Source organism: Cytobacillus oceanisediminis, from assembly GCF_004366035.1.
Lineage (GTDB): Bacteria > Bacillota > Bacilli > Bacillales > Cytobacillaceae > Cytobacillus > Cytobacillus oceanisediminis_C.
This window is the reverse complement of sequence record NZ_SOEE01000006.1, coordinates 81759-104926: the sequence shown is the minus strand read 5'-3', so window position 1 is coordinate 104926 and position 23168 is coordinate 81759. Positions and strand designations below refer to the sequence as shown.

The 23168-nt window shown below is 45.6% G+C and carries 25 protein-coding genes; 9 read left to right on the top strand and 16 right to left on the bottom strand.

All coding sequences use genetic code 11. From position 1 onward, the window contains the following. Nucleotides 1–184: 184 nt before the first annotated feature. Nucleotides 185–739 carry a CBO0543 family protein gene (locus tag DFO72_RS16075; protein WP_113882965.1) on the bottom strand — a complete coding sequence of 185 codons (555 nt, stop codon included), beginning with the start codon at nt 737–739 and terminating at the stop codon, nt 185–187. A 164-nt stretch (nt 740–903) separates the two neighbouring features. On the opposite strand from DFO72_RS16075, the gene DFO72_RS29530 reads away from it, so the two are divergent. Then, nucleotides 904–1107 carry a hypothetical protein gene (locus DFO72_RS29530; RefSeq protein ID WP_166672504.1) on the top strand — a complete coding sequence of 68 codons (204 nt, stop codon included), beginning with the start codon at nt 904–906 and terminating at the stop codon, nt 1105–1107. Here DFO72_RS29530 and DFO72_RS16070 read toward each other — a convergent pair. Together DFO72_RS16070 and DFO72_RS16065 are read right to left on the bottom strand one after the other, a co-directional pair. Further along, entirely contained in the window at nt 1089–1850 is a 762-nt protein-coding gene (locus DFO72_RS16070; protein ID WP_113882964.1) for a MerR family transcriptional regulator, read from the bottom strand. The genes DFO72_RS29530 and DFO72_RS16070 overlap by 19 nt on opposite strands. Nucleotides 1851–2179: 329 nt before the next feature. Continuing rightward, nucleotides 2180–2551, bottom strand: coding sequence for a hypothetical protein (locus tag DFO72_RS16065; RefSeq protein ID WP_009335095.1), 372 nt, complete (start codon nt 2549–2551; stop codon nt 2180–2182). A 134-nt stretch (nt 2552–2685) separates the two neighbouring features. On the opposite strand from DFO72_RS16065, the gene DFO72_RS16060 reads away from it, so the two are divergent. Further along, nucleotides 2686–2943: a DUF3949 domain-containing protein gene (locus tag DFO72_RS16060; protein WP_113882963.1), complete on the top strand. Its 258-nt coding sequence runs from the start codon at nt 2686–2688 to the stop codon at nt 2941–2943. A 128-nt stretch (nt 2944–3071) separates the two neighbouring features. Here DFO72_RS16060 and DFO72_RS16055 read toward each other — a convergent pair whose 3' ends face one another. Beyond that, entirely contained in the window at nt 3072–4685 is a 1614-nt protein-coding gene (locus tag DFO72_RS16055; protein WP_113882962.1) for an acyl-CoA dehydrogenase family protein, read from the bottom strand. Between the two features lie 93 nt (nt 4686–4778). Here DFO72_RS16055 and DFO72_RS16050 point away from each other — a divergent pair, with 93 nt between their 5' ends. From DFO72_RS16050 to DFO72_RS16040, 3 genes are all read left to right on the top strand, one after another. Beyond that, entirely contained in the window at nt 4779–5168 is a 390-nt protein-coding gene (locus DFO72_RS16050) for a MerR family DNA-binding protein (RefSeq protein WP_113882961.1), read from the top strand. Nucleotides 5169–5195: 27 nt separating this feature from the next. Further along, complete coding sequence (locus DFO72_RS16045; RefSeq protein ID WP_113882960.1) at nt 5196–6680, top strand: class I adenylate-forming enzyme family protein; 1485 nt, start codon at nt 5196–5198, stop codon at nt 6678–6680. 318 nt (nt 6681–6998) lie between these two features. Further along, nucleotides 6999–7877 (top strand): aminoglycoside 6-adenylyltransferase, encoded by an 879-nt coding sequence (locus tag DFO72_RS16040; RefSeq protein WP_113882959.1) that lies wholly within the window; start codon nt 6999–7001, stop codon nt 7875–7877. Nucleotides 7878–7902: 25 nt separating this feature from the next. Here DFO72_RS16040 and DFO72_RS16035 read toward each other — a convergent pair whose 3' ends face one another. Next, nucleotides 7903–9210 carry a uracil/xanthine transporter gene (locus DFO72_RS16035; RefSeq protein WP_113882958.1) on the bottom strand — a complete coding sequence of 436 codons (1308 nt, stop codon included), beginning with the start codon at nt 9208–9210 and terminating at the stop codon, nt 7903–7905. A gap of 297 nt (nt 9211–9507) precedes the next feature. Then, nucleotides 9508–10734, bottom strand: coding sequence for a DUF819 domain-containing protein (locus tag DFO72_RS16030; RefSeq protein ID WP_113882957.1), 1227 nt, complete (start codon nt 10732–10734; stop codon nt 9508–9510). A 204-nt stretch (nt 10735–10938) separates the two neighbouring features. Here DFO72_RS16030 and DFO72_RS16025 point away from each other — a divergent pair, with 204 nt between their 5' ends. Continuing rightward, on the top strand, nt 10939–11628 hold the full coding sequence (locus DFO72_RS16025; protein WP_113882956.1) for an ABC transporter ATP-binding protein: 690 nt from the start codon (nt 10939–10941) through the stop codon (nt 11626–11628). After that, entirely contained in the window at nt 11625–12962 is a 1338-nt protein-coding gene (locus DFO72_RS16020; RefSeq protein WP_113882955.1) for an ABC transporter permease, read from the top strand. Before DFO72_RS16025 ends, DFO72_RS16020 begins: the two co-directional genes overlap by 4 nt. Nucleotides 12963–13001: 39 nt before the next feature. On the opposite strand, the gene DFO72_RS16015 is transcribed toward DFO72_RS16020, so the two are convergent. The 4 genes from DFO72_RS16015 to DFO72_RS16000 all read right to left on the bottom strand — a co-directional run bounded on the left by DFO72_RS16015 (nt 13002) and on the right by DFO72_RS16000 (nt 15150). After that, on the bottom strand, nt 13002–13454 hold the full coding sequence (locus tag DFO72_RS16015; protein ID WP_113882954.1) for an SRPBCC family protein: 453 nt from the start codon (nt 13452–13454) through the stop codon (nt 13002–13004). Then, nucleotides 13451–13795 carry a MerR family transcriptional regulator gene (locus tag DFO72_RS16010; protein WP_113882953.1) on the bottom strand — a complete coding sequence of 115 codons (345 nt, stop codon included), beginning with the start codon at nt 13793–13795 and terminating at the stop codon, nt 13451–13453. Before DFO72_RS16010 ends, DFO72_RS16015 begins: the two co-directional genes overlap by 4 nt. Before the next feature lie 130 nt (nt 13796–13925). Beyond that, a complete protein-coding gene (locus tag DFO72_RS16005; RefSeq protein ID WP_243856196.1) occupies nt 13926–14315 on the bottom strand; it encodes an AraC family ligand binding domain-containing protein in 390 nt (129 codons plus the stop codon). A gap of 103 nt (nt 14316–14418) precedes the next feature. After that, a complete protein-coding gene (locus DFO72_RS16000; protein WP_113882951.1) occupies nt 14419–15150 on the bottom strand; it encodes a DUF1836 domain-containing protein in 732 nt (243 codons plus the stop codon). Between the two features lie 175 nt (nt 15151–15325). Here DFO72_RS16000 and htpX point away from each other — a divergent pair, with 175 nt between their 5' ends. Beyond that, nucleotides 15326–16207 (top strand): protease HtpX, encoded by an 882-nt coding sequence (htpX, locus tag DFO72_RS15995; RefSeq protein ID WP_113882950.1) that lies wholly within the window; start codon nt 15326–15328, stop codon nt 16205–16207. 258 nt (nt 16208–16465) lie between these two features. Next, on the top strand, nt 16466–16699 hold the full coding sequence (locus tag DFO72_RS15990; protein WP_113882949.1) for a DUF378 domain-containing protein: 234 nt from the start codon (nt 16466–16468) through the stop codon (nt 16697–16699). A gap of 34 nt (nt 16700–16733) precedes the next feature. Here DFO72_RS15990 and DFO72_RS15985 read toward each other — a convergent pair whose 3' ends face one another. The 6 genes from DFO72_RS15985 to kynU all read right to left on the bottom strand — a co-directional run bounded on the left by DFO72_RS15985 (nt 16734) and on the right by kynU (nt 23080). Further along, entirely contained in the window at nt 16734–17327 is a 594-nt protein-coding gene (locus DFO72_RS15985; RefSeq protein WP_181782325.1) for an SAM-dependent methyltransferase, read from the bottom strand. Nucleotides 17328–17394: 67 nt separating this feature from the next. After that, nucleotides 17395–18231 carry an STAS domain-containing protein gene (locus DFO72_RS15980; RefSeq protein WP_113882947.1) on the bottom strand — a complete coding sequence of 279 codons (837 nt, stop codon included), beginning with the start codon at nt 18229–18231 and terminating at the stop codon, nt 17395–17397. A gap of 213 nt (nt 18232–18444) precedes the next feature. Further along, nucleotides 18445–19788, bottom strand: coding sequence for a sodium-dependent transporter (locus DFO72_RS15975; protein ID WP_113882946.1), 1344 nt, complete (start codon nt 19786–19788; stop codon nt 18445–18447). An 82-nt stretch (nt 19789–19870) separates the two neighbouring features. Continuing rightward, the gene (kynA, locus tag DFO72_RS15970) at nt 19871–20725 is read right to left on the bottom strand and encodes a tryptophan 2,3-dioxygenase (RefSeq protein ID WP_113882945.1); all 855 of its coding nucleotides are present in this window, start codon (nt 20723–20725) and stop codon (nt 19871–19873) included. A 460-nt stretch (nt 20726–21185) separates the two neighbouring features. Next, nucleotides 21186–21815, bottom strand: a complete 630-nt coding sequence (gene kynB / locus DFO72_RS15965) for an arylformamidase (RefSeq protein WP_113882944.1) — start codon at nt 21813–21815, stop codon at nt 21186–21188. Beyond that, entirely contained in the window at nt 21812–23080 is a 1269-nt protein-coding gene (gene kynU, locus DFO72_RS15960; RefSeq protein ID WP_113882943.1) for a kynureninase, read from the bottom strand. Before kynU ends, kynB begins: the two co-directional genes overlap by 4 nt. Nucleotides 23081–23168 lie beyond the last annotated feature (88 nt).

Sequence of the window (23168 nt, the reverse complement as noted above, 5' to 3'; positions counted from 1 at the left end):
CTGTTCCTGTAAAAAATGCTCTGATGAGCATAAAAGATGTTCCTGCAAAAAATGCTCACCGGAAATTCATCATTGCCCTTGCAAGAAATGCTCATTCGAACACCGACATTTTTGCTGCTGTAAAAAATGTTCCCATAGCTCTGACTATTAATCCAGTAAAACAGCGGCCAGCTTTGCTGACCGCTTATTTTATTTTTTCAGCCGTACGCTTTAAGGACTGCATTAAAAGGCGTACGCCAAGAAAAAAGATGATAAAACCGATAAAGGAATAGGTGTGTTTCCAGTTAATAAGGACAAACATATTCAAAAAGCTGAATAACGGTTCAAAGATAAAAGCAAACAGGATTCCAAGGCCTACCGCTGCAGCTGCATAGCTTTTCCACGTGTTAAAATACTGATAAATAAGCATTCCCGAAATGGGTATCACCACAAAATCTGCAGGCACTAACGGCGGAATAAAGTAGAACAGCTTATCCGGATATCCCCACAAAAGAAAGTTTAATCCCACAACATCAAGAAAACAGGCGAAGATCGCACATAGCAGCCCGAAAGCAAGTATCTCAAAGAGCCGCCCCTTATCCACCAGCCTCCACCAAATAAAAAACGGCAAAATGCTGGCAGCCAGCAGCAGCCACCAATTAAAGCTGAACAAATCCTCCTTCAGCCAATGTTCAAGTGAAACATCTCTTAACTTTTCCCTAAGGTTTTGCTCATCTGTAAATGAAGGAATACGGCTCATCTCATCACCTGCCTGCCCGAGTTGGTATCATGTTATTCATCTTTCCCCATGCGATGAGTTACATACAGTAAGCCGATGGTTCTAGTGAAATATTGGGGGGTGGCGGGATTGCACAAATATTCTGCTGGTGGGCACAATTATGGTGGGGATGGCGCAATTGTTGATTGAAATGGCGTATATTTGGTTTGATGGCGCATTTACAGGTGTTGTTAACCCATTTTATAGGCGAACGGCGCAATCATGATGCAGAACAGCACAATGATCCACCAAAACAACGCAATCAGCAGCAGCAGCGGCGCATAAAGTTTTCACACAAAAAAGCAGCTGGCAGAGCCAGCCGCTTTCATTCCTATTTCTGTCCAGTATAAATGTTAATCGCATCTCTTAAAAACTCGGCCGCACCTGGGCGGATTTTATCATAATACGCTTTAAACCTTTCATCTGCCACATACATTTCTGCCAGGCCGGCGTGGGCCTCTTGGCTGTATTCACTCCAATAGAAAGTGATCCACTGCTTGTGCAGGTCGGCTGCTTTTTGTGCAAGCTCACCTGCCGGATCGCCAGTTTGCATGGCTTCGGCTAGAGTGGTGTTCACCTCTTCAGCCAGTTTTGTTACGGCCTCATGCTCCTCCTGGGTCATGTTCATGAGTTTGGCATTAGATTTTTCAACCGTTTCATCGCCATATTTCTCACGGATTTCTTTTCCGTATTGTTTTTCATTATCTTCAATCATTTTCTTTTTGAATCCTTCAAACTTCTCTTTGTCTGACATGGTCGTTCTCCCTTCAGCTGACGCTATGGTTTTTTCAACATTCGTAATAAGCAGATCGAGCTGCTTTCTTTTCTCAAGGAGTTTCTCGCGGTGCTCCTTCAGTGCGTCCGCAGCATCGAAAGCGGGTGCTGTGATAATTTCCTTAATTTGATCAAGGCAGATGCCAAGTTCTCTGTAAAACAGAATCTGCTGCAGACTGTCAACTTCCTGCTGACCATAAATCCGGTATCCTGACGAATTGGTTCTTGCCGGCTTAAGAATGCCAATTTCATCATAATACCTGAGGGTTCTCGAGCTGACCCCAGCCAGCTGCGCAAGCTTCTGCACTGTGTATTCCATGCGATAGGCCTCCTTTCAAGAAAAGCGGAAGCGCCTCCAGATGAACTTCAACTAAAAACCGCCACGTCCTGTGGCGAACGTTGAAGTCAGCACATCCTGTGCAAGCCCGACAGGCATAAGACGAATCACGCAGGAAACCTCCCAAAGCAAGCTTTGGTCGGGCGATGATCGCTGCCGAAGCTTTCCTTTCCTGATTTCTGGAGTGATTTGGCTTATGACCCCGAGGGGCTAGGCGCTGCAGCTAGACATTGAAAAATCTAGAAAGTACTTTCTGTTTATTACGATACACCTTTACGCAGCGTGAAGGTCAAACACTTTTGATAAAAAAATTAATCCAGCTTTTTAATCAGGAGAGCTGCGGTTGTCTTGGAAATTCTGCATCCTTCCAGATCCGCCTCCTTAATCAATCCCAGATCCACAGCAGATTTTATTTTCCCTTCGTCAGGCCGCTTTTGAATCAGGTCGAGAAGATTCAGCTCCTCCAGTTTGCTGACAGTCGGAGCGGGGTCGAATTTTTCTGTCCTTCTAATCTGCCTCTGCAATTTGTAGCTGTCAATCTTCACTTCTCCTTTTTCATTCTGTCCCACTGCTGTATCGAAATACTGGTGGAACATGTCTTTGAGTTTATCGAGTTCGGCTTCCAAATCCTTTTTCCTGCGGTTCAGCTCATCAAAACGGACCAGCATCTCTTTTGTAATCATGTGTGGATCGCCTCTTTTCTTGGATGATACTTCATCTTATTTTGGAAGCTGCGGTTTTATGCATCATTAAAGAACGTATGTTCTAATTCAAACACCAATGATTTGGTATAAAATGGAATTAACTAAGAGGGGACATGATGCTTTTAAACATTTTTTGGGGAATACTCGGACTATATGTATTACTATCTCTCCTGATCCTGCCGATGCAATACCGCTTTTTAATCGCTTTAAAAAAAGAAGAAGCCCAAAATAAAGCAAAGGGGAAAACACATGGAAAAATGTATGACAATATGAGAGCAGGCGAGCTGGTTCTACATGAGAACATTCAGGGAAACCCTGTCTTTTTTCTGGCTAATTTCCTGGCATCGATTATCTATCGGATTAAGCATTAACCGGTTTCACGGAAAAGTTAAATTTCGAAGTTATATTGAGATTTTTAAAGGATATATTTATTTTTTTTGTAAATCTTCGCGGTTCTGTGATTAAAATAGCCTGGCGTGCTTCCGCCAGGCATCTCTTTTTACTGCAATTCTTCCAGCGCAATTTTCTGATACGCTTTAAAAAAGGAATCACAAAACACATCCCACTCTTCAGCCGCTTCCATGGAGGCTTCGCTGACTTCCCCGCACACCGGGCGCTGCAGCAGATCTGTCAGCTGCTCGGCAAATCGATCAATCGTTTCCTGTGAAGCTCCTTCAAGCACATTCGCTACAAAATCAGCTGACGGATACCAGTCTGTCACTCTCTGAATATCGCGGTATATTTGCGTCAGCAGCAGATTGCGCGGGCCTTCCCACTGTTCATTGACGACAATATCGCGGAAAATGCGCGGCAGTGAAGAGAATTCCTCCATGACACCATGGCCAGCAAAGACGGAGATGGCATCGCGCAGCACCTCTGCTCCCTCGTTTGTTGCACAGATTTTCTGCAGAAGCACAAGCTCCCTAAGGTTAAACAGCTGCTTTCTCAGTTCAATTGGCTGATCAACCGGAATACCCGCATTCAGCGGCTGATCAAGAAACAGGAATTGATGATAGATTTTAAAAGCTCCTGCCGTTGTGCGGTGTGCGGCATCTTCAATTTTCTTCAGTGTTCTCACTGATAGCGGGTAATCTTTTACCTTTTTGCCAAAAACAGTCCGGAAATTGCCATAGAGACTGGCTTCACGTGCTGCTCGGAGCATGAATCCTGCGCAGGCAATGCCAATTTCAAGGCGGGATAGTGTTAGGACGATGCCGGCTGCAATGGCCACCCCTTTTCCTGCCGGCCCAACCGGGTAAGCAAGAGCCCCATTATACTGAAATTCCCCTGTCGGCAGCTCGGCCGTGCCCATTTTCCACTTGATCCGGTTGATTTCATACCCATTGCGCTTTTCTTTATCTTTATCTCCCGAAAGCCAGGAAGGAACGATGAATGTCGATACTTTATCAGTGCCTGAAATTTTCGCCGTGACCACCGAATAGTCGGCATGGGCAACCGAACAGAAAAATTTATTGCCGAAGAGGCGATAGTATTTTCCATCTGGAACAGCTTCAAGCACATTGGCCGGCAAATCCGATCCTCCCTGGATTTCTGTCATGAATTGGGCACCAATCGCAAAGTCCCCCTCCAGCCCCTCTTTCGTATGCTGTAAAATTTGCTCCAGCTCTGGAATATCTTCATTCGGATATTGTTCAAGGAGTGCAATTAATCCAATCGTGCATGTCAGCGGGCAGGCGACACCTGCTTCCCCCAGCTGATGAATCAGCATCCGCTTTGCAAAACTTTCCCAGGCTGGCATTTTGCTTGAAAAGAGACCTGCACCGAACACTTCTTTTTCCAGCTGATGCGTTTCCATTGGACGGACGACACGGTCAATGCGGTGATTGAAGGCATCAAAATGAAGCATAGACGGACGGGCTTCCGGCCTTGCCGCTCTTTCTGCAAGGGGGTTCCATCTGGAAGAAACAGCAGAAGAAAAATGCTGCAGTTCATTATGTATCTGTTCATATTTCGCGCCTGCATATTTCTTTAAGGCCTTTTGCAAAATTGGATCATTCTTATACCAATCCAGACTGCTGCGCTTCTCTAAAAACTCATCAAATGTGTATGAATTCTTTCCTCTTACCTTTTGGTCCTGGGAAGTTATCGTCATGGAAAAATCACTCCTTTTTTTAATTGACAAATACTAATTTTCAGAATTATTATAAAACTAGGTTAACGTTTACGTCAACTAGGAGGATGCATAATGACAGAAGAAAAAGTTTTTACCATCAGCGAGCTCGCGACGATGTTTGACATCAGCTCCAGGACGATCCGCTATTACGAGGAAATTGGAATGCTGTTTTCGGAAAATCGGGACAGCCTGACCAAGCAGCGCACCTATACGAATCGTGAGCGCCGCCGCCTTAAGATGATTCTGCGCGGAAAAAAGCTCGGCTTCAGCCTTCAGGAAATCAAGGAGATGATTGGTCTTTATGAATCAAATCCGGAAGGTGAAGCGGAAAAAAGCAGGATTATTGCCTTCGCTGACAGCAAGCTAAAGGAAATTGAAGAGCAGATCATGCAGCTGCAAATGCTGCGGGAAGACATTCTGACTTACAAAGAAAAGTATGAAAACAGCCGGGTGAAAACATAAAATTCATTTTAAAAGGGGCTGAGCTAAGTGGGAACAACGATTCACGGAGTATTGGAGAGAAACGCAAGGAAGTTTCCTGAAAAGGACGCCTTTATTACGGCGTCGAACCGCCTTACATACGGTGACATGAACCGCACATGCAACAGGCTCGCAAGATATCTTCAGGATGAAGGGGTCCGACACGGCGACCGGATTGCAGTGATGTCGCGCAATAATGAACACTTCTTTTTTGCTTTTTTTGCCTGCATGAAGATCGGCGCCATTCCGATGCCGATAAATATCCGTCTGACACCGAAGGAATTGGGGGCTATTTTTCAAAATGCGAGCGCTGCAGGGATTCTGTATGAGGATGAGCTTGCTGAAACGGTGACCTCGTTAAAAGAAAATTTGAATTACTATTTTTCGATTCAGGATGTTGTTGGGGCTTCAGCTCATTTTTCTGAAGGCAATCTACATGTGCCGATTGATTCGCGGGATGTCTGCGAGATTCTTTTTACATCCGGAACAACCGGTATGCCAAAGGGAGTTGTGTTTAACCATGAACGCATTCTTGCGATTGCCGCCGCGGTTTCGGTTAATTTCAGCTTGACCCATCGAGATTCCATGCTTACCCTGATGCCGCTCTCCCACTCTGCTCCACTGAATACATTTTTCATGAGCGGATTTTATTGCGGAGCAACCCATGTGATCAGCGACTTTACACCAAAAGGATTCCTGAACTGGATTCAGCAGGAAAAGACGACCTTCTCATTTGCGGCACCAGTCGCCTATTTGCTTGCGGCCAAGGATCCGGATTTAGCTTCTTATGATTTATCGAGCATGCGTGTTTTTGCGTATGGCGGCGGTCCGCTGGCACTGGCCTCCTATCACCATGTGAAAAAAGCATTCCAGAATGAAAATTTCTATCAGGTTTACGGGCTGACGGAAGCGGGCCCGAATGGAATTTTGCTATATCCGGAGGAGCATCTGGACAAGGCCGGAAGCATCGGCAAAAATCCGACTGTTAATATGGAAATCCGGGTCGTCCGGCCGGATGGCACTGATACGGATCCGAATGAATATGGCGAGATTCTCCTGACAGGTGACAGCCTCATGCTGGAGTATGACAATAACCTGGAAGAAACGAATGCCGCGATAAAGGATGGCTGGCTCTATACTGGCGACATTGCCTATCGGGATGAGGATGGCTACTTTTACATCGTCGACCGCAAAAAGGATGTCATCATTTCGGGCGGCGTCAACATTTATCCGCGTGAAGTCGAAGAAGTACTCGCAAAGCATGACGCGGTTTTGGAATCCTGTGTGGTCGGTGTGCCGCATGAAGATTGGGGCGAAACCGTTAAGGCTGTTGTCGTGCTTAAGGGAGATGCTTCAGAGGAGGAATTGCGCGCATTTGCCGCTGAACATCTGGCTGAGTTTAAATGTCCGCGGATTTATTCCTTTGTGGATGAACTGCCGCGGAATGCAAGCGGGAAGATTTTGAAGCAGCAGGTAAAGTTGGTGCATTCTTAATTGGAAGGGGGAAAGGCGCCTGGTTCTTTTTGTTTATGGAGGTTTTATAGCGACCGCTTTTCTGGCTCTGGTTTCTTTTTCGGCTTCATGAAGGCTTCAAATTATTTAATCTCAAGGTATAACAACGAAAAGGGAGATCCATTCTTAAAGAATAATCGGTAATCCGTGCTATTAACGACCAAATAAGGGATACAGCAGAAATATTAAAGCACTTCCCTCCAACTCAGTTGCCCTTTTTCGGGTTTATAATAAAAATAACAGGAATTCCCCCCTAAAAAAAGTATCTTAATAGTATAACCAAACAATCCAGGAGGCCACATGAAGTCAAGAACCGAAACCGAGATGATGAATCTGATTGTATCAACAGCCCGGGAAGATGAGCGGGTGCGCGCAGTTATTCTGAGTGGTTCGCGCGCGAATCCGAATGTGAGGAAGGATATTTTTCAGGATTACGATATTGTGTACGTAGTTAGGGAAATGGAGTCCTTTACCTGTGATCATAGCTGGGTGAATGTATTTGGTGAGCGGGTTATGATGCAGATGCCGGAGGAGAAGGTGCTGCCGCCTGCCGATGGGCATGGACGCTTCCCTTATCTGATGCAGTTTATGGACGGGAACCGGATTGATCTGACTTTGATTCCGGCTGAAAAGATAGATGAACTGCTGGAGCCCGACAGTCTGAGTGTGCTGCTTCTTGATAAGGATGGGCTGATTGGGTACCTGCCGCCAGCCAGTGATCGGGATTATCTTATCAAGAAACCGAGTGCGCAGGAATTTGCGGATCTCTGTAATGAATTTTGGTGGATCACGATGAATATCAGCAAAGGGATTTGGCGCAGGGAGCTTACTTACGCAATGTTTATGCATGAGCAGATTAACCGCCATGTGATGATTACAATGCTGGAATGGAAGGTCGGCATCACAGACGATTTTACAAAAAGCTCAGGCAAAGCAGGCAAGTATCTGCCCGATTTTCTTCCTGCCAAGGTATGGGAGCAGTTCAAATCCACCTATTCAGACGCCGATTTTAATCACATATGGGAAGCCCTCTTCACAATGTGCTCCCTTTTCAGAAATACAGCCGTCGAGGTCGCAGAAAAACTTGGCTTCGAGTACCCATTTGAAGATGATAAGCGTGTAACTGCATTTTTAAAGCATGTCCGAACCCTGCCTGCCGATGCATCATCCATCTATTAAAAAATCCCCTTCACAGGGGATTTTTCTAATTATTCTTTAACTCCAGCTGTTCGAACGCAGACCAGTTCACCATTTTTTCAAGAAGAATGGAGATCAGGACGCCCATCAAAAGCCCGTTGGATAGGAATGGCTGAATCAAAACCGGCAATTCCGCGAATACCGCAGCAGGTGTATTCATTAAACTGATGCCGATTAGAACGGGTGCGGCTAAACGGAAGATTGTGTCTGAGTTGAACACTTTTCCGCTTAAGCTGTTGAAAGCAGTCCCGAACAGCTGCAGGTACGCGACAAACAGCACGGCGTTTCCGACTGTTACCGGCATGCCGGCCAGCCATGAACCCAGGTGCGGGATCAGGCCAATGACCGTCAGGAGCGCGCCTCCAATGAAGAATGGTGTTCTCATCAATATCCTCGTGCTTTGCAGAAATCCGATCGATGAGGTGAATGGAGTATACGGCACGAGGCCAAACCCGCTTCCCATCACTGTAAATACTGCGGTGATAAAAATCGATCCGCGGTACTCGCGTTTCCCGGATTCTTTTTTAAATAAGCGGTCACTGGAGCTGATGGAAGCGACTGTGTTGCTCAGGTTCATCAGACTGGCAAAAAAGGCGACGGCTACAATTCCGATTTCGAGGTTAGGCTGTCCCAGCGGAAACAGCGTAAAGCTTAACTCTCCGGACGCTGTCCCCTGCATTGCTTGACCGGCAAACAGGAGATCATAGCCGATCCATCCTGCCAGCAACCCTATTAAAATAGAAAAATTGCTGATGACGGCGTTCCCTTTTAATTTTAATAAACTCACAAAAATGACGAGTGCAAAGGAATAAAGGGTGATGGGAACATCAATGGTGCCCTGTTCACTAACCTTCATCATGCCTTTAAAAAAGATAAAAATCAGCTGGAAGGTTAATAGGAACAGGTAAACGGACATCACCATAGGGCTGAATATCGATTTTAGCAGTGAGATGCCGTTGAAGGCTGCTAGAATTAGGGTAACAGCCGAAGCGAGCAGGACGCCTGTCGCAATTCCGCCCCCGATTTCCGTATAGCTCATGCCAAGGGACGATGCCGACAGGCCAAGGTTTAGGATGACTCCCCACAGCAAGCCGGAATGGCCTTCCATGAGCGGATAGCGATGCCCTTTCCAGCCTTGAAAAATGGTTGCCAGCCCCGTAAAGATAAGCGAGGCTCTCAGCATCATCGCAATCGTTTCTCCCGGCAGCCCGAAGACTGTTCCAACCGATATCGGGACCATCACAGTATTTGCAAAAATAAAAAATAGCCATTGAACAGAAGAAAATATCGTTACGGTACCAAACCGTTTATCCAAGGTATCAACACCGCTTTCTATTATTTCGTTTCTCTAAAAATAAACCAGCTATTATTATAGTACAAATCATGAAAAATATCTTTGGATTTTTCTTGAAGAAGGATGGAATTTGGGAGAAAGAGGAGCTGGAGTCTGGAATATCAGCGGCTGACCGATATAATAAGAAGCTGACGATAAAAGTGAAATTATGACCGATTTTAATTTTTAATTGACCGATATACTAGAGATGTTAACCGATGTGAAGGGCATGCAAAAGGACAAGCCCGCAAAAAATCCATTGCGGGCGCAGCTCCACGTTTACATAAACCCGGAAAACCACAGTCCTAGCGCGGTTCCGACGTAGTTCCCGATGATATAGCCTAGTGTTCCGACAACGAGTATCGGCCCGATCAGATCCTTCCAGCCTTTGGCGATGGCCATGGCGGCAGCGGTGGTCGGGCCGCCGACATTGGCATTGCTTGCCAAAAGGATTTCTTCGAGGTCATATTTTAATAGTTTGCCTGCTGTTAAAGATACGGTCAGGTTCACTACGACGATAATGAACACAAACACCAGCAGCAGAGGGGCATTTTCGATAATCAGCGGGATCGATGCGGGGATGCCGATTACGACAAAGAACAGGTATATCAGGAATGTGCCGATTTCCTGGCTTCCGTTAATAGACTCGAAGTATCTCGGAAACATGGCCAAAACCAGGAACGTCAGAGTGGTCAGCATCAAATACTTGTCTCCAAACAGCCCGTTTACGAGATTGATAAAAAAAGAAACGTCATCCCCTGAAGGAATGGCTGCGTCCAGGAATTCAGCGACTTTAAACGAAACTACCACCAGCAAAAAGGCTGTTCCGACGGATAACGCGATATCCTTTAAGGAGATGTCCTTTCGCTTCCAAAAGCTCTCCGCAAGTGTCTTCCCCTCTTCTCCTATACTACCGCTTTCCACCTGATCAACATGCGGCGTTTTAAACTGGCGCCGAAAAAAGCCAATGGCCGGTACCGTCATCAGAGCGACGAAGTAAATGGCCATCATTAAATTATCGGCGACAACTGCTGCTGATACCATTTCTCCTGGCGTCTCGAACTTTGCCGCCATGGCCGCGAAGTTTACCCCGCCGCCAATATAGGACGCGGTGAGCATCGCGCCCAGTTTATCAAGGACAGGTATATGATCTTTCAGCAAGAAGAAGCTGATGATTACCCCTGCCACTGTCCCGATGGAGCTGATCAGAAAGATAATCAGCAGCCGGCCGCTTTCCTGCCAGATTCTTTTAATCTTCACATGGAAAAGAAGCAATGGGATCGCAAGCGGAATGATAAAAGTCCAGACTGCATCATATACAGGCGATGCTGTCGGAATAATGCCGGTATTGGATAGAATAATGGCGCCAATCAGGGCAACAATCGCCCCTGAAATTTTTGCTGCCCAGCTGTATCGCTGCTCCAGATAGATGCTTGCCGATGCCCACACCACAATAATTCCCCATAGTGTTACATAATCATCGGCTTTAATAAGTGTCTGCTCCAATAGCATTTCCTCCTTTTTTACAGTGTCACTACTACTCATATTAGCCCTATCTCTTTTAAAATTCAAAATATTCAAACCACACGAAAATGATTCGACAAATTGGGCGGCGCCTGTCACCAAAAATTATTTTATATTTTTTTGAAGCCGAAAGTGCTGTTTCGTACGTCTAGATTGCAGACACTTTTTTAGAAGGAAGGTTATTGTGTGATTGAAGTTAGAGAATTAAGCCATGCTTTTGAGATTGGCAAAAAAGAAAAGAAGACGGTTATTCCTGTATTGGTGGATGTTTCTTTTTCGGTGGAAAAAGGCGAGATTGTCACGATTGTGGGCAGGAGCGGATCCGGGAAGTCAACGCTTTTGAATATCATCAGCGGTTTTATTAAGCCAAAGCATGGAGAGGTCTGGATTCATGGTGAAAAGGTCAGTGACTATAACGAAGGCAAATTCGCTGATTTCCGCCTGGCGTATCTCGGATTCATTTTCCAGAGTTTTCAGCTGATTCCAAGCATGACAGCTTACCAAAATGTTGAGCTCCCTCTCATTCTCAAAGGGATGACTGAAAAGGAAAGACAGCAGAAGACGGAAGAGACGTTAAAGCGGGTAGGCCTTATCGAATATAAAGATCATTATCCAAGTGAGCTTTCCGGCGGACAGCAGCAGCGCGTCAGCATCGCCCGGGCGCTTGTCGTGAATCCTCCCCTCATTCTCGCTGATGAACCGACAGGAAGCCTGGACAGCGAAACAGAAAACGAGCTGCTGCAGTTTATTCAAGAGCTGAACCGTGATCTGGGCATTACGTTTCTGATTATTACGCACGACGAAAAAGTGGCAGCAATCGGCCATAAGACAATTGAAATCACAGATGGAAGGGTTATGGAGGGTGTATTGGCATGAATTTAAAAGATCAATTCAGATTTGTAAGGCAAAATATGAAAAAGAATAAAACAAGGCTGTTTATGACGATTTTAGCCACAGCGATTGGATGTACCTTTCTGATTGTGCTGGCATCAGTCGGATTCGGGCTTCATAAATCGATCATCCAGGATGTAATGGAAGACAGCCTCGTAACGGAAATCCAGGTTCACGGCAAAGAAGCGGGTGAAGGGAATTTCCAGGGCATCAAAGATGAAGATATCCAACATTTTCGAGAAATCACAGGGGTAAAAGCAGTCACCCGCAGGCAATCTTTGCAGCAAAGCCCGATCTTTAAAACTGAGGATTATACCGCTCAATCAGAAGCCGTTTCAGCCTATTTTCCGGAAGAAGTGAAAGCAGGATTCGAGCTGTCTGAAGGAAGACTCCCAGAAAAAGAGAATGAAGTGGTGGTTGGCTCCTCCTTTGCGGATGGTCTGTCTCTGGAGCCGAAAGAAGGAGAAAACGCCTTTAATGAAGATGGTTCAATAAAAGAAGAATACGCCTACAAGGGTGAGTTAGTCGGAAAGACAATTGAAATGGAAGTTATCAAAATGGAGGATGGCAAAGAGATCAAGAAGTCCATTCCCCTGACCATAACCGGGGTTACGAAAAAGCCTTCTAAAGAATGGATGCAGATCCGCACGGTCTTCATTTCCGAAGATATCTTTAAGGAAGTGGAAGCATTCACCGGTACACCTGGCGGCAGTCCGGAGCAAGTGGAAGGAGCTTCCGGGGATACCGGCCGAATTTACGATAGGGTCAGCCTTTACGCTAAAGATGTTGAGGCTGTCACAGGCATCAATGACCAATTGAAAGACGGCAATTATATGGTTTATTCTATCGTGAACGAGATGAAGCAGATCAATATGGTTTTTACGATTCTAAAAATCGGCCTTCTCTTCATAGGAACCATTGCTTTGATCATTGCCTCCATCGGCATTTATAATACGATGACGATGGCTGTTACGGAGCGCGCCCCTGATATCGGCATCATGAAAGCGATCGGTGCCCATCCGAAAACGATTAAGCGGATCTTTGTCCTTGAAAGCAGCTATATCGGACTGCTTGGAGCCCTGTTTGGCACGATTGTTGCTTATGGAATAAGCTATGCGGTCAACCTGGCCCTTCCGCTCGTGCTGGAAAGGGTATTTGAGGAAGCCCCGCCTGAGGGCCTCATGCTTTCCTATATTCCATGGTCCCTTACTCTGATCAGTGTGGCGATTTGTCTGACTGTCACCATCTTCTCCGGCTGGCGTCCGGCCAAGAGAGCCACACAAGTCGATGTGCTGAAGGCGATGAGGCGGGAAGTTTAATAGATAAAACATCGCTGGTATAACCAACGATGTTTTTTATTATAGCTTGAATGCTTCTTCGCGAACCTTCTGCAAAAATTCCTCAACCACTTTCAGGTTGTTTTTGTCGCCGCCAAGCTTCAGCATGGCCCTTCCAACGAAGTTGACCCCTTTATTTTCCCCTTCATAAATAAACCTGGTGAGGGAGTCATCGATTTTAATCAGCGTAAATGCGAGGGTGATTTCAAAGGCCTTTCCCAATACAAAATGGATCTGCTTATGCTTTTTAACCTCTGAATCCTCATAAGCCAGTGTTTCGACAATATAGGTCTCCAGGCGCTTGCCTTCTCTGTAGGTTTGCCTGTGCTTTGCCCCTGTTTCATTTTCTCTTTTTTCAATCAGGGTATGCCCTTCGACCTTAGGCATGATTTTCTTTATGTGCTGGTCGGAAAACAAGCTCCACACCTTTTCAATATTCCTTTCAATCATGATTTCTTCTTTCCATTGAATCACGATTCTTCCTCCTTCCCCGATTCCAAAAAGGCATCGATTTCTTCCATTTGACCTTGAAGCTCCTCCACCTGCTTCTTGATCAGCTTTCTTTTTTGCATCAGCAATCCTTCCAGATTGGCGAATGATTCATCCTCCATCACGGAAATCATTTCCTGAATGGTGAAGCCTAATCTTCTTAGCTTTAGTAAAAGGATAGCCAAAAAGTAGCTGCCGTCATCGTAATACCGGTAATGATTAGCAGGGTCAATAAAAGCGGGCTCCAGCAGCTTCACTTCCGCGTAGTAACGCAATGTTTCCTTCGTTAACCCGGTCATTTCCGCAAACTCGCTAATCTTGTACATCGCTTCCTCCCTTATATCTTAAACTGTGGGGTGCACCACACGGTCAATGTGTTATTTTCAGTGTACATGAAAAAAGCCTTAAAGGCATTTTCCGTTAAGGCTCCTGGTCATTATGGGTTCAGCACAAATCTCAATGCATGCGGTCATAGATTGAGATCAGCTTTCCTGATGGATAAAAAGGGATTTCCTTTTTAGAAGGGAAGGCATTCTTCTCGATTTTAAGCCCGCCTGTACCGCTGTCGAGGAAGATATCGAAACGGAATATATACAGTTCAAGGGCTCGCGGAGAATCTGCTGTCATTTCAAAAGTGAACTCCGGCGGAATCCAATATCCCTTATTCTCCTTAATCCGAAAGCGGTCCTTTTCAATCGTTAAATCTCCCGTTCCGTTCACAACGGAAAGCAAAATATGCTGATTGGTAAACTGATGCTCCAGCTGCCACTGCATTTCTTCTTTTATGTATTCTATTTTTCTCAGCCTGAATATCAGGTCTTCTAATCCAAAGCAATCTGTATTCATCTCTAACAATCCTGTTTCATCCTATCAACAATGATAATCATTATCACTGTATAAAACAAGAGCATAAAAAAACATCGCCTTCTAGTGGCGATGCTTTCCTGGATTACCCATTTAAAAATAAGGTAGCTGTTACATATTTCTTTGTCAGCGACTTGTAATAGGCCGATAAAACAGTCAGTGAAGCCGTTACAAGAATATTGGAAACGATGTCTTTCTGCTGATCAGTAAAATCCTGAAAACTCTCCAATGTTTTCAATGCCTCTTTTTTAATGCATTGTTCTGTCTGATCGTACATGCTTTTTTCGGTACTATTGTGATGATGGGCTTTTTCAAAAATGGCCGCGTATGCAGCATAAAAAGGGATCGGCTCAATCAGGTCGTCTGAGCGGTCATCCAGATCATTAAAAAGGAGAGCAAGAATTTTACGGATCGAATTGAAATCAAGCGTCGCTTTCAGATCCTCCACGATAAAAAGCATGGCAGCCTGGTCGGCCGAATATTTCTTGCCGAGCTGCGGACTGCCAATCAGGTCCTTCACATCCCGCTTTACCCAATTTTGCACGGCAGTCGAAGATAGATGGGTAAATTCGATCTGGTTTCCCAGTGCGACGATTTCATTGATGGAAAAGCCGATTTTCTGCAAATCTGCCCGCAGCAATTTTTCAAATATAGCCGGCATTTTGGTATCCAGAAAAGCTTCCGTTGATATTCCTTTCTTTTCATGAGCGGCCGCCCATGCCTGCTGAAGGATTTGTTTGGGCGAATGCCCCCCTTCCCCCTTCAGCGACAGAAGGAAATCAGCCATGCTTTTCCTCGATAGCTGGAATAATTCCAAGATAATCAGCCCCTGCGTTCTCTTTTCGATGCTTTCATCCTAATAGTTTCAAGGATAACAGTCAACGTCTATTTCCTTACCGTCTAGTTTTTACTTGTCATTTCAATTGAAAAATTATATTATATAGTCAGATGACAAGTTCATATGAACTCAAAATAGATTAAAGGGTGAGGAAATGGGTAAACGTATATTTTACTTTTTATTGACGAACGTGCTGGTTCTATTGACGATCAGCATTATTTTCTCGCTGATTGGCGGAGGTAATTACATCAATGCCCAAGGCGGTATTAATTTTGGCTCATTGCTTGTGGTCAGTGCCGTGATTGGTTTCACTGGCTCCTTCATTTCCCTTTGGATGTCCCGCTGGATGGCCAAGAGAATGATGAATGTCCAGGTGCTGGATCCAAATAGTTCCCTTTCAGCAGCCGAACGTGACATCGTGGAAAAAGTTCATCGCCTATCAAGAGCAGCAGGTTTAACACATATGCCTGAAGTGGGAATCTACCATTCCCCTGAAGTGAACGCTTTTGCAACCGGTCCTTCGAAGAAACGCTCTCTTGTGGCGGTTTCAACTGGATTGCTGCAGGAAATGGATGACGATGCCATTGAAGGCGTCATCGCCCATGAAGTGGCACACATCGCGAACGGAGACATGGTCACCATGACCCTTCTTCAGGGGGTTGTCAACACATTCGTTGTCTTCCTTGCACGAATTGCAGCCTGGGTGGCATCCCGATTTGTCAGAGAAGAAATGGCGCCGATAGTACACTTTATAGCTGTAATCGTGTTCCAAATCGCCTTTTCAATCCTTGGAAGCCTTGTGGTCTTCGCCTACTCCCGCCACCGCGAGTTCCACGCCGACCGCGGAGGTGCAGATCTGGCAGGCAAGGACAAAATGACACATGCCCTGCAGATGCTGAAGGCCTACTCCAGCCGCATTAAGGGTGAAGAACAGACAGCAATCTCCACTTTAAAAATTAATAACAGAAGCAAAGCTTCGCTGTTCTCGACCCATCCTGATTTGGATGAGCGTATTAGACGTTTGAGTGCGAAGTAAGCAGAAAAGCGCAAGCTCCTGTCCATCCCCGACACCTCCGAGAGGGGAGGCCCCGGAGCTAGACATGTAAAAGGGTGCCCTGAAATGGGCACCCTTTTCATATTTTTTTCATCTCCAACTCTCTGAAAATTGTTTGCCCCCCCAATATCCGGGTAATCTTCTAATAGACAGCAGGAAAAGCATCGGTACTATGGCTGGGACGGTTTGTCCCGATGCAGCACCCTGGTAAATTAATTAACACGAGGAGAGGATATGAACATGAACGGTTTCCAGCGCATTGCACTTGTACTGACAATCATTGGAGCCATCAATTGGGGGCTGATTGGGTTTTTCCAATTTGATTTAGTTGCCAGCTTATTCGGAGGACAGGATGCAGTTTTATCAAGAGTAGTCTATGGTTTAGTGGGAATTGCCGGATTGATCAATCTAGGTCTCCTCTTTAAAGCGAGCCGTGAATATGAAAGAGAACCGGAATCAAGGCCTGTTCGGTAAAAGGAATGCCCCACACAATATGGCTGGAGGGGTTTCAATCAAACGTTTGATTAAACCGATAGACCAAAAAACGCTCACTTTCGTTGCCCTGGAGGACCACCTCTTTTATCAGCTCAAATGGGGTACTGTTTTCCAGATAAAAAATATAATCTTCTGAAGGGTAATATAAGATGATGTCCATTTTGCGCGGGTTCTCTTCCGCTGAGAGCAGGATGCTGTTGACGACTTTTATAAAAATCTGCACCGAAAACGGATTGAAAAAGTAAAAATGGCTGTCCTGCGGTGTTATTTCATACTCCTGAGCCAGGATGCACTGAAAGCTGATTCTGTCTTTTTCCCCTTGGTAAGTCTGCAGATTTTCCAGTGCCTCACGGTAAAAGGTTTCACTCATCTCGACGCCGGCAGCAGATGCCCGAAATGTATAGTGAATATAAAATGGCAGCCGGCCTTTGCCGCAGCCGAAATCCACCAGGCGATCACTGCTTCTTAGCCCGTATTCGCTGAACAGTTTTTCCAGGCCCTGATATGGAGTGGGCTCGTAGCGGTGGTAATGGAATGATTTATGGAAACCTTTTTGGTCACCGTTTGTATGAATGTTGAGCATTTCATCAAAATTTTTCATGCTGATCTCCTTTGCTGAAAAAAGGCCTGCCACCATCCAAAAAGGACAGCGACAGGCACGTAAATATCTGTTCTTAATTCGGTTCGATCACTAAATATTCCCGTAAGGTCTGCTGCAATGTTCCCTTTGTTTCTGCCTGGCTCTCGAATGTTACACCGGCGTGGATCATTTTACGGACAAGTTCAGCACGCAGGCCTGTAAGGACTGCATCGCATCCCATCATTTTGATGCCGCTCAGGATCTTTTTAAAGTGAACAATAACGTCAATTTCCATATCGGCTATTCCGGAAAGGTCCATAATTAAAGTTTGGATTTTAATGGATGAGATATCCATCAGAACTTTCTCTTCAATCGTCTGAATTCGGTAAGAATCAATCATGCCAATCAGCGGCAGTACAGCGACAGAAGTGCTGATCGGAATAATCGGCACCGACAAATGCTCAACCAGTTTGCGCTGTGATTTAAGCATTTCATCTTTATAATCAGAATAGCTGATGAAGAAGTTATTCAAAAATTGGTCAACATGATCATTGACTTCCTTTTCCATATTATAAAATTCATCACCTACGGTCTGCTGCCCTTTGACTTTGTCAAACTGGTATAAAAAGTACCACAGAGTGCGTCGGATGGCCTGTACCCATTCCAGCTTAAATGAAAGCGTCAGGGAATGCTCCGCCCAGGCAACGCCTTCCTGTCTGGCAAAAGCAATCAGCTCTTCTTCTTTGTTTTCAGCCACATATAAAGCCAATATCTCGGCATTTTTTAAAAGATCGATATTACCTCTTTGGAGGATTTCATTGATCTTGGAGGCCACATTCACAGCCTCGGATAATAATTTTCGCTGAAAATTCTCACGATTTGCGACAATAAATCCTGCTATATCCTTGGTTTCTTTGTAAGCTGCTTCCATTTTAAGCACCCGCCCCTTGGTTTATATATTATACACTTTCGTTTCTATCACGAAAAATCCTTCTCTTGAACTTAAATATTGAAGATATCATCCTCATCCTTCCGAACCCCTATCACTTAATACCCTTTCTATTTTGCCCATAAACCTCGAATTTGATTTTTTTAGTGAACCCTGTGCTCTAACAAGTAAAAAAGCGCCGGGATGGCGCTTTTTTCAAAAAATTCCCGATATACTTATAAACACAACAACAATCGTAGCAGGAACCAATACTTTCATCAGGATGCTCCAGGCTGTGTACATGGCTGGCGAAACATTGCTGCCGAGCATAAATTCCTCTTTTACAAGCTCTTTATCCATTCTTAAAGAAATAAACAGGGCAATCAGCAGGCAGCCTAGTGGAAGCAGGATGTTGCTGACAAGGTAGTCGGTTGCATCAAATATATTTTTCCCGAAAATGGTGAAATCCCCCAGCAGGCTGAACGACAGAGCAGCAGGAATCCCGGCGGCGAACATGACAATGCCGGAGATCCAGGAGATTTTTTTCCGGGAATGCTTTCCGTTTTCGATGAATGCAGAGACGATGATTTCCAGCATGCTGAACGATGACGTCAAGGTGGCAAATAAGAAAAGCAGCAGGAAGATCGCCAGGAACACTTCCCCTAATGGGATCTGTGAAAAGACGGCCGGCAGGACCATGAACAGCAGACCCGGGCCTTCCGCCGGTTCAAATCCGAATGCAAACACAACCGGGAAAATCGCCAATCCGGCCAAAACAGAGATAATAATGTTCATGATGACAACAGAGCCCGCTGAATTTGGGATGCTGACTTTTTTGTCCAGATACGAGCTGTAAGTGACCATACATGAGAAGCCGACAGCCAGTGCAAAGAATGACTGTCCCAATGCATAAAGGGCCGATTCCGCTGTGATTTTGCTGAAGTCCGGATTCAGGAAGAACTTGACTCCTTCCATCGCTCCATCCAGTGTCAGTGCGCGCACCACAAGCACAATAAAAAAGATAAATAATAGCGGCATCATATATTTGCTTGCAGCTTCTATCCCATTTTGGATTCCGAATGTGATGACCACAATGTTAATAAGCAGAAAAACTGCCAGCCCTATAAGAGTCCAGCTTGGCGTGGATGTGATCATGCCAAACAGTTCCGGATAGGCTGCACCAGGCGTGATGATTTGGCCGCCAATCGACAGGACTGTATAAATCAGCACCCAGCCCCCAACAACCGAATAAAAACTAAGCAGCAGGAAGCAGCCAACAACGCCAAGCTTGCCGGTAACGGTCCACGGACTGTTGGGCGCCAGTTTATAATAGGCAGACACCGCTTCTTTCTGTGCCCCGCGCCCGATAATAAATTCTGAAATGAGCATCGGAAGACCAATCAAAATCGTAAATGCGATAAACATCAGCAAAAAGGCGCCCCCGCCGCTCGTTCCGGCTACATACGGGAACTTCCAGATCGCCCCCAGGCCAATCGCAGCACCGGCAGAAGACATGATAAAGCCGAATTTAGAAGACCATTGTTCTCGATTTGTACTCATAGTACCCCCCTGTTTTCTTTTTTTATGTAAAGGCCCGATTCAGGAAGACTTTCGGACCCCGATTCCCCATTTAAATCCTAGATTACAGCTCCGTGCGAATATCCCAAAGTTCAGGGAAGAAGCGCTGATCCAATACTTTTTTCAAATAGCCGACGCCGGATGAACCGCCTGTTCCCATTTTAAAGCCGATGATCCGTTCCACCGTTTTCATATGGCGGAAGCGCCACTGCTGCAGCCAATCTTCGATATCCACAAGTTTTTCCGCAAGCTCGTATAACTCCCAGTACGTTTCAGGATTTTTATACACCGTCATCCAGGCTGCACGGACTGAATCATTTTCTTTGTATGTTCTGGTTACATCTCTGTTCAGAATGTCTTCATCAACCGGCAGGCCTGCTTTGTGAAGCGCGCGGATGGCTACATCGTATAGGCCTGGCTTTTCGAACGCTTCCGTTAACTTCGCATGCAGATCCGGATCTTTTTGGTAGATTTTCAGTACATGTTCGGTTTTATAGCCTAACGCAAATTCTACCATACGATACTGGTAGGATTGGAAGCCAGATGCCTGGCCGAGTGAATCGCGGAACTCCATATACTCGGACGGCGTTAATGTGGACAGCACATCCCATGCCTGAATAATCTGCGATTGCGTCTTCGAAACGCGCGCTAATCGCTTCTGTGCTGTGGATAAATCATTGTTTTCAATCGATTCGATGGCTGCACCCATTTCATGAAGAATCAGCTTCATCCACAGCTCGCTCACCTGGTGGATGACGATGAACAGCATCTCATCATGATGTCCGGAAAGCCTATTTTGTGCGGATAGGATTTTGTCGAGCTGCAGGTATTCTCCATATGTCATGTTGTTGGTGAAATCTGTATGTATGCTCTTTTCAGCGGTTGTCGCGTTTACGTCCTGGTGTTTTTCGTTGCTCATGTGGATTCCTCCTTGGAATTGGTTCTTGTCGTTCCTGATTCGGGCTGGTTCTGAGGCCCGGTACATCAGCGACTGACCGATATATCTGGAAAGTGACCGATATATTAGAAAATCTGACTGATATTGTTATGTGATTGACCGATATAAAAAAACTTTGACCGATATGTTACTTTTTTGGCCGATAAACCTGCTGCGGGTTGCAGTCGATCTTTATTTGGCCGGTAAATCCTGCAGTTTGGCCTGTATTTTAATAAAATTGGCTGGAATTTATACTGTTTTGGCCGTTATTTCCTTCAAAACGGCCGGTAAAGGCTAGTTCTGCTGGCTGCTGCGATTCCAGCAGGGCTGAAATTTAGCGTTGGCCGGTAAACCTGACCGTTTGGCCGTTAAATAGGCTAGTTTGACCGATAAGTCATCCATATTGGCCGATAAATTCGAATGTTTTGGCCGTTATCCAGCTTTAAATCGGCCGAATAACCGCCCGCACCGGGCTGCCGTCTCCTTCTTTTATTGGAAGCGGCAAGGCAATTAGCTCGTAATTTCCTTCTTCCACCTCATCCAGCATGATATTTTCCAGAATATGAATGCCATTTCGATATAAAGCATGGTGTGTTTCCATCTCTTTGCTGTCGAGCGCATCGACGGATGGGACATCTACTCCGAGCAGACGCACACCTTTACTGCCGAGGTAGTCCGCCATATCCACGGTCAGTTCAGGGATCCGATTCGGAAACACTTCCGAATTATTCGGAAGCGCGGTCCTGAGCAGGACACGTGCCACGCCTTCGAGATCAAATCGGTTCAGAACTTCCGAATCAACCGTTTCATAGGCAGATACATCAATCACACGCGCCGGCCCGATATACAGCTCGATGTCCAGGTCTAAGATCTTTTCGCCCTCGTCATTAAAATGGAATGGCGCATCGACATGTGTGCCGGTATGCAGGCTGGTCGTAATCCTGCCAATATTGACAGAGCCGGTTTGTTCTTTTGTAAAAGCTGTTTCATAACTGAATGGCGTATCTCCTGGCCAGTGGGCAATGCTATTAGTCAGCGGCTGTGAAATATCGATCCAACCTTTTTTCATCATGCTACGACTCCCCGTTTATTTTCGAATTGCTTGTATTTTTCTTCTTCCATAATGCCTTTAAGGATTTGAACTGTTTTCCAGACATCTTCAAACGTATTGTACAGCGCCACCGGTGCCAGACGGATTCCGTTTGGGGCACGGAAATCCGGGATAACTCCTTCTGCCTTCAGCGCCTTGCAGATCCTTGCTGCTTCCTGGTGCTCGAGATAAATATGGCCGCCTCGCTTCTTTTCATCAAGCGGGTTGCGCAGGATAAATCCGTGTCCGTCAAGCTCATGCTGAATTAGTTCAATCATATAGCCAGTCAGTTTAAGAGATTTTTCACGGATTCTTTCAAGGCCAGCTTCATTAAATATGCTGAGTGATCCAATAATTGGTGCCATGCTAAAGATATTCGGTGTTCCAATCTGATATGCGCCTGCATCCTCTGCTGCTGTCAGCACATGTTCCATATCGAACTGCTTATCCTTGCGGGAGCTGAACCAGCCGGCAAGTCCCGGGACCTGGCCAAAATGGCGCTTGTTCACAAATAATCCGCCTGTTGATCCTGGTCCTCCATTCAGATGCTTATAGTTGCACCAGAACGCGAAATCCACATCCCAATCACTCAGAGAATGCGGGACGGATCCAACCGAATGACATAGGTCAAAGCCGATCTCAATCCCGCGCTTATGTGCTTCTGCAGTCAGATACTCCATATCCAGGACCTGGCCGCTTCGGTATAAAACACCCGGCAGGACAATCAGCGCGATTTCGTCTGTCATCGCCGCGACAATGTCTTCTTCCCTCAGCGTATGGCCATCCGCGCTTTTCACCTGGACTAGATGATCATCAGGATCATAGCCCTTCAGCTTGACTTGGCTTTGCAGCGCATAAATATCGCTTGGAAAATTCAATTCATCAGCCAGTATCTTCGTTCTTTTTCCTTCCGGCTTATAAAAGGTCGAGACAAGCTGGTGCAGGTTAACGGTAGTGGAACCGCTTACAATCACTTCTCTCGGATTTGCTCCCACGATTGGCGCCAATTCTTTTCCTAGTTTTTCAGATAGATAGAACCAGGGATTGTCCCCTTCTGTCCAGCCGTCAATAGCATGGTGCTTCCAGGAATCCAGCAGATCAAGGAGTGACTTTTCCGCACGCTTTGAAAGCAGTCCAAGTGAATTGCCATCCAGATAAATTCCGTCTTCTTTTATATAAAACTCTTCCCGGTAGGACAGGTCACTGCCAGTATCCAGTCCGATTGCATACTCTCTTGTAAAATCCATAGATTTCCAACCTTTCAGAATATTTATTATTTACGAAAATTATATTGTTTGATTGACACTATGTCAATGATATAATGTCAGTATAGTT

What these genes read in the sequence shown, in the direction of transcription:
- kynB (WP_113882944.1), bottom strand. Translation starts at nt 21,815, where the DNA reads ATGATGAAAAAAGGTTGGATCGATATTTCACAGCCGCTGACTAATAGC.
- DFO72_RS16060 (WP_113882963.1), top strand. Translation starts at nt 2,686, where the DNA reads ATGATGCTTTTAAACATTTTTTGGGGAATACTCGGACTATATGTATTA.
- DFO72_RS16005 (WP_243856196.1), bottom strand. Translation starts at nt 14,315, where the DNA reads ATGAATACAGATTGCTTTGGATTAGAAGACCTGATATTCAGGCTGAGA.
- DFO72_RS15975 (WP_113882946.1), bottom strand. Translation starts at nt 19,788, where the DNA reads ATGAGTACAAATCGAGAACAATGGTCTTCTAAATTCGGCTTTATCATG.
- DFO72_RS16075 (WP_113882965.1), bottom strand. Translation starts at nt 739, where the DNA reads ATGAGCCGTATTCCTTCATTTACAGATGAGCAAAACCTTAGGGAAAAG.
- DFO72_RS15990 (WP_113882949.1), top strand. Translation starts at nt 16,466, where the DNA reads ATGAACGGTTTCCAGCGCATTGCACTTGTACTGACAATCATTGGAGCC.
- DFO72_RS16055 (WP_113882962.1), bottom strand. Translation starts at nt 4,685, where the DNA reads ATGACGATAACTTCCCAGGACCAAAAGGTAAGAGGAAAGAATTCATAC.
- DFO72_RS16050 (WP_113882961.1), top strand. Translation starts at nt 4,779, where the DNA reads ATGACAGAAGAAAAAGTTTTTACCATCAGCGAGCTCGCGACGATGTTT.
- htpX (WP_113882950.1), top strand. Translation starts at nt 15,326, where the DNA reads ATGGGTAAACGTATATTTTACTTTTTATTGACGAACGTGCTGGTTCTA.
- kynU (WP_113882943.1), bottom strand. Translation starts at nt 23,080, where the DNA reads ATGGATTTTACAAGAGAGTATGCAATCGGACTGGATACTGGCAGTGAC.
- DFO72_RS16010 (WP_113882953.1), bottom strand. Translation starts at nt 13,795, where the DNA reads ATGTACAAGATTAGCGAGTTTGCGGAAATGACCGGGTTAACGAAGGAA.
- DFO72_RS16040 (WP_113882959.1), top strand. Translation starts at nt 6,999, where the DNA reads ATGAAGTCAAGAACCGAAACCGAGATGATGAATCTGATTGTATCAACA.
- DFO72_RS16070 (WP_113882964.1), bottom strand. Translation starts at nt 1,850, where the DNA reads ATGGAATACACAGTGCAGAAGCTTGCGCAGCTGGCTGGGGTCAGCTCG.
- DFO72_RS16020 (WP_113882955.1), top strand. Translation starts at nt 11,625, where the DNA reads ATGAATTTAAAAGATCAATTCAGATTTGTAAGGCAAAATATGAAAAAG.
- DFO72_RS16065 (WP_009335095.1), bottom strand. Translation starts at nt 2,551, where the DNA reads ATGATTACAAAAGAGATGCTGGTCCGTTTTGATGAGCTGAACCGCAGG.
- kynA (WP_113882945.1), bottom strand. Translation starts at nt 20,725, where the DNA reads ATGAGCAACGAAAAACACCAGGACGTAAACGCGACAACCGCTGAAAAG.
- DFO72_RS15980 (WP_113882947.1), bottom strand. Translation starts at nt 18,231, where the DNA reads ATGGAAGCAGCTTACAAAGAAACCAAGGATATAGCAGGATTTATTGTC.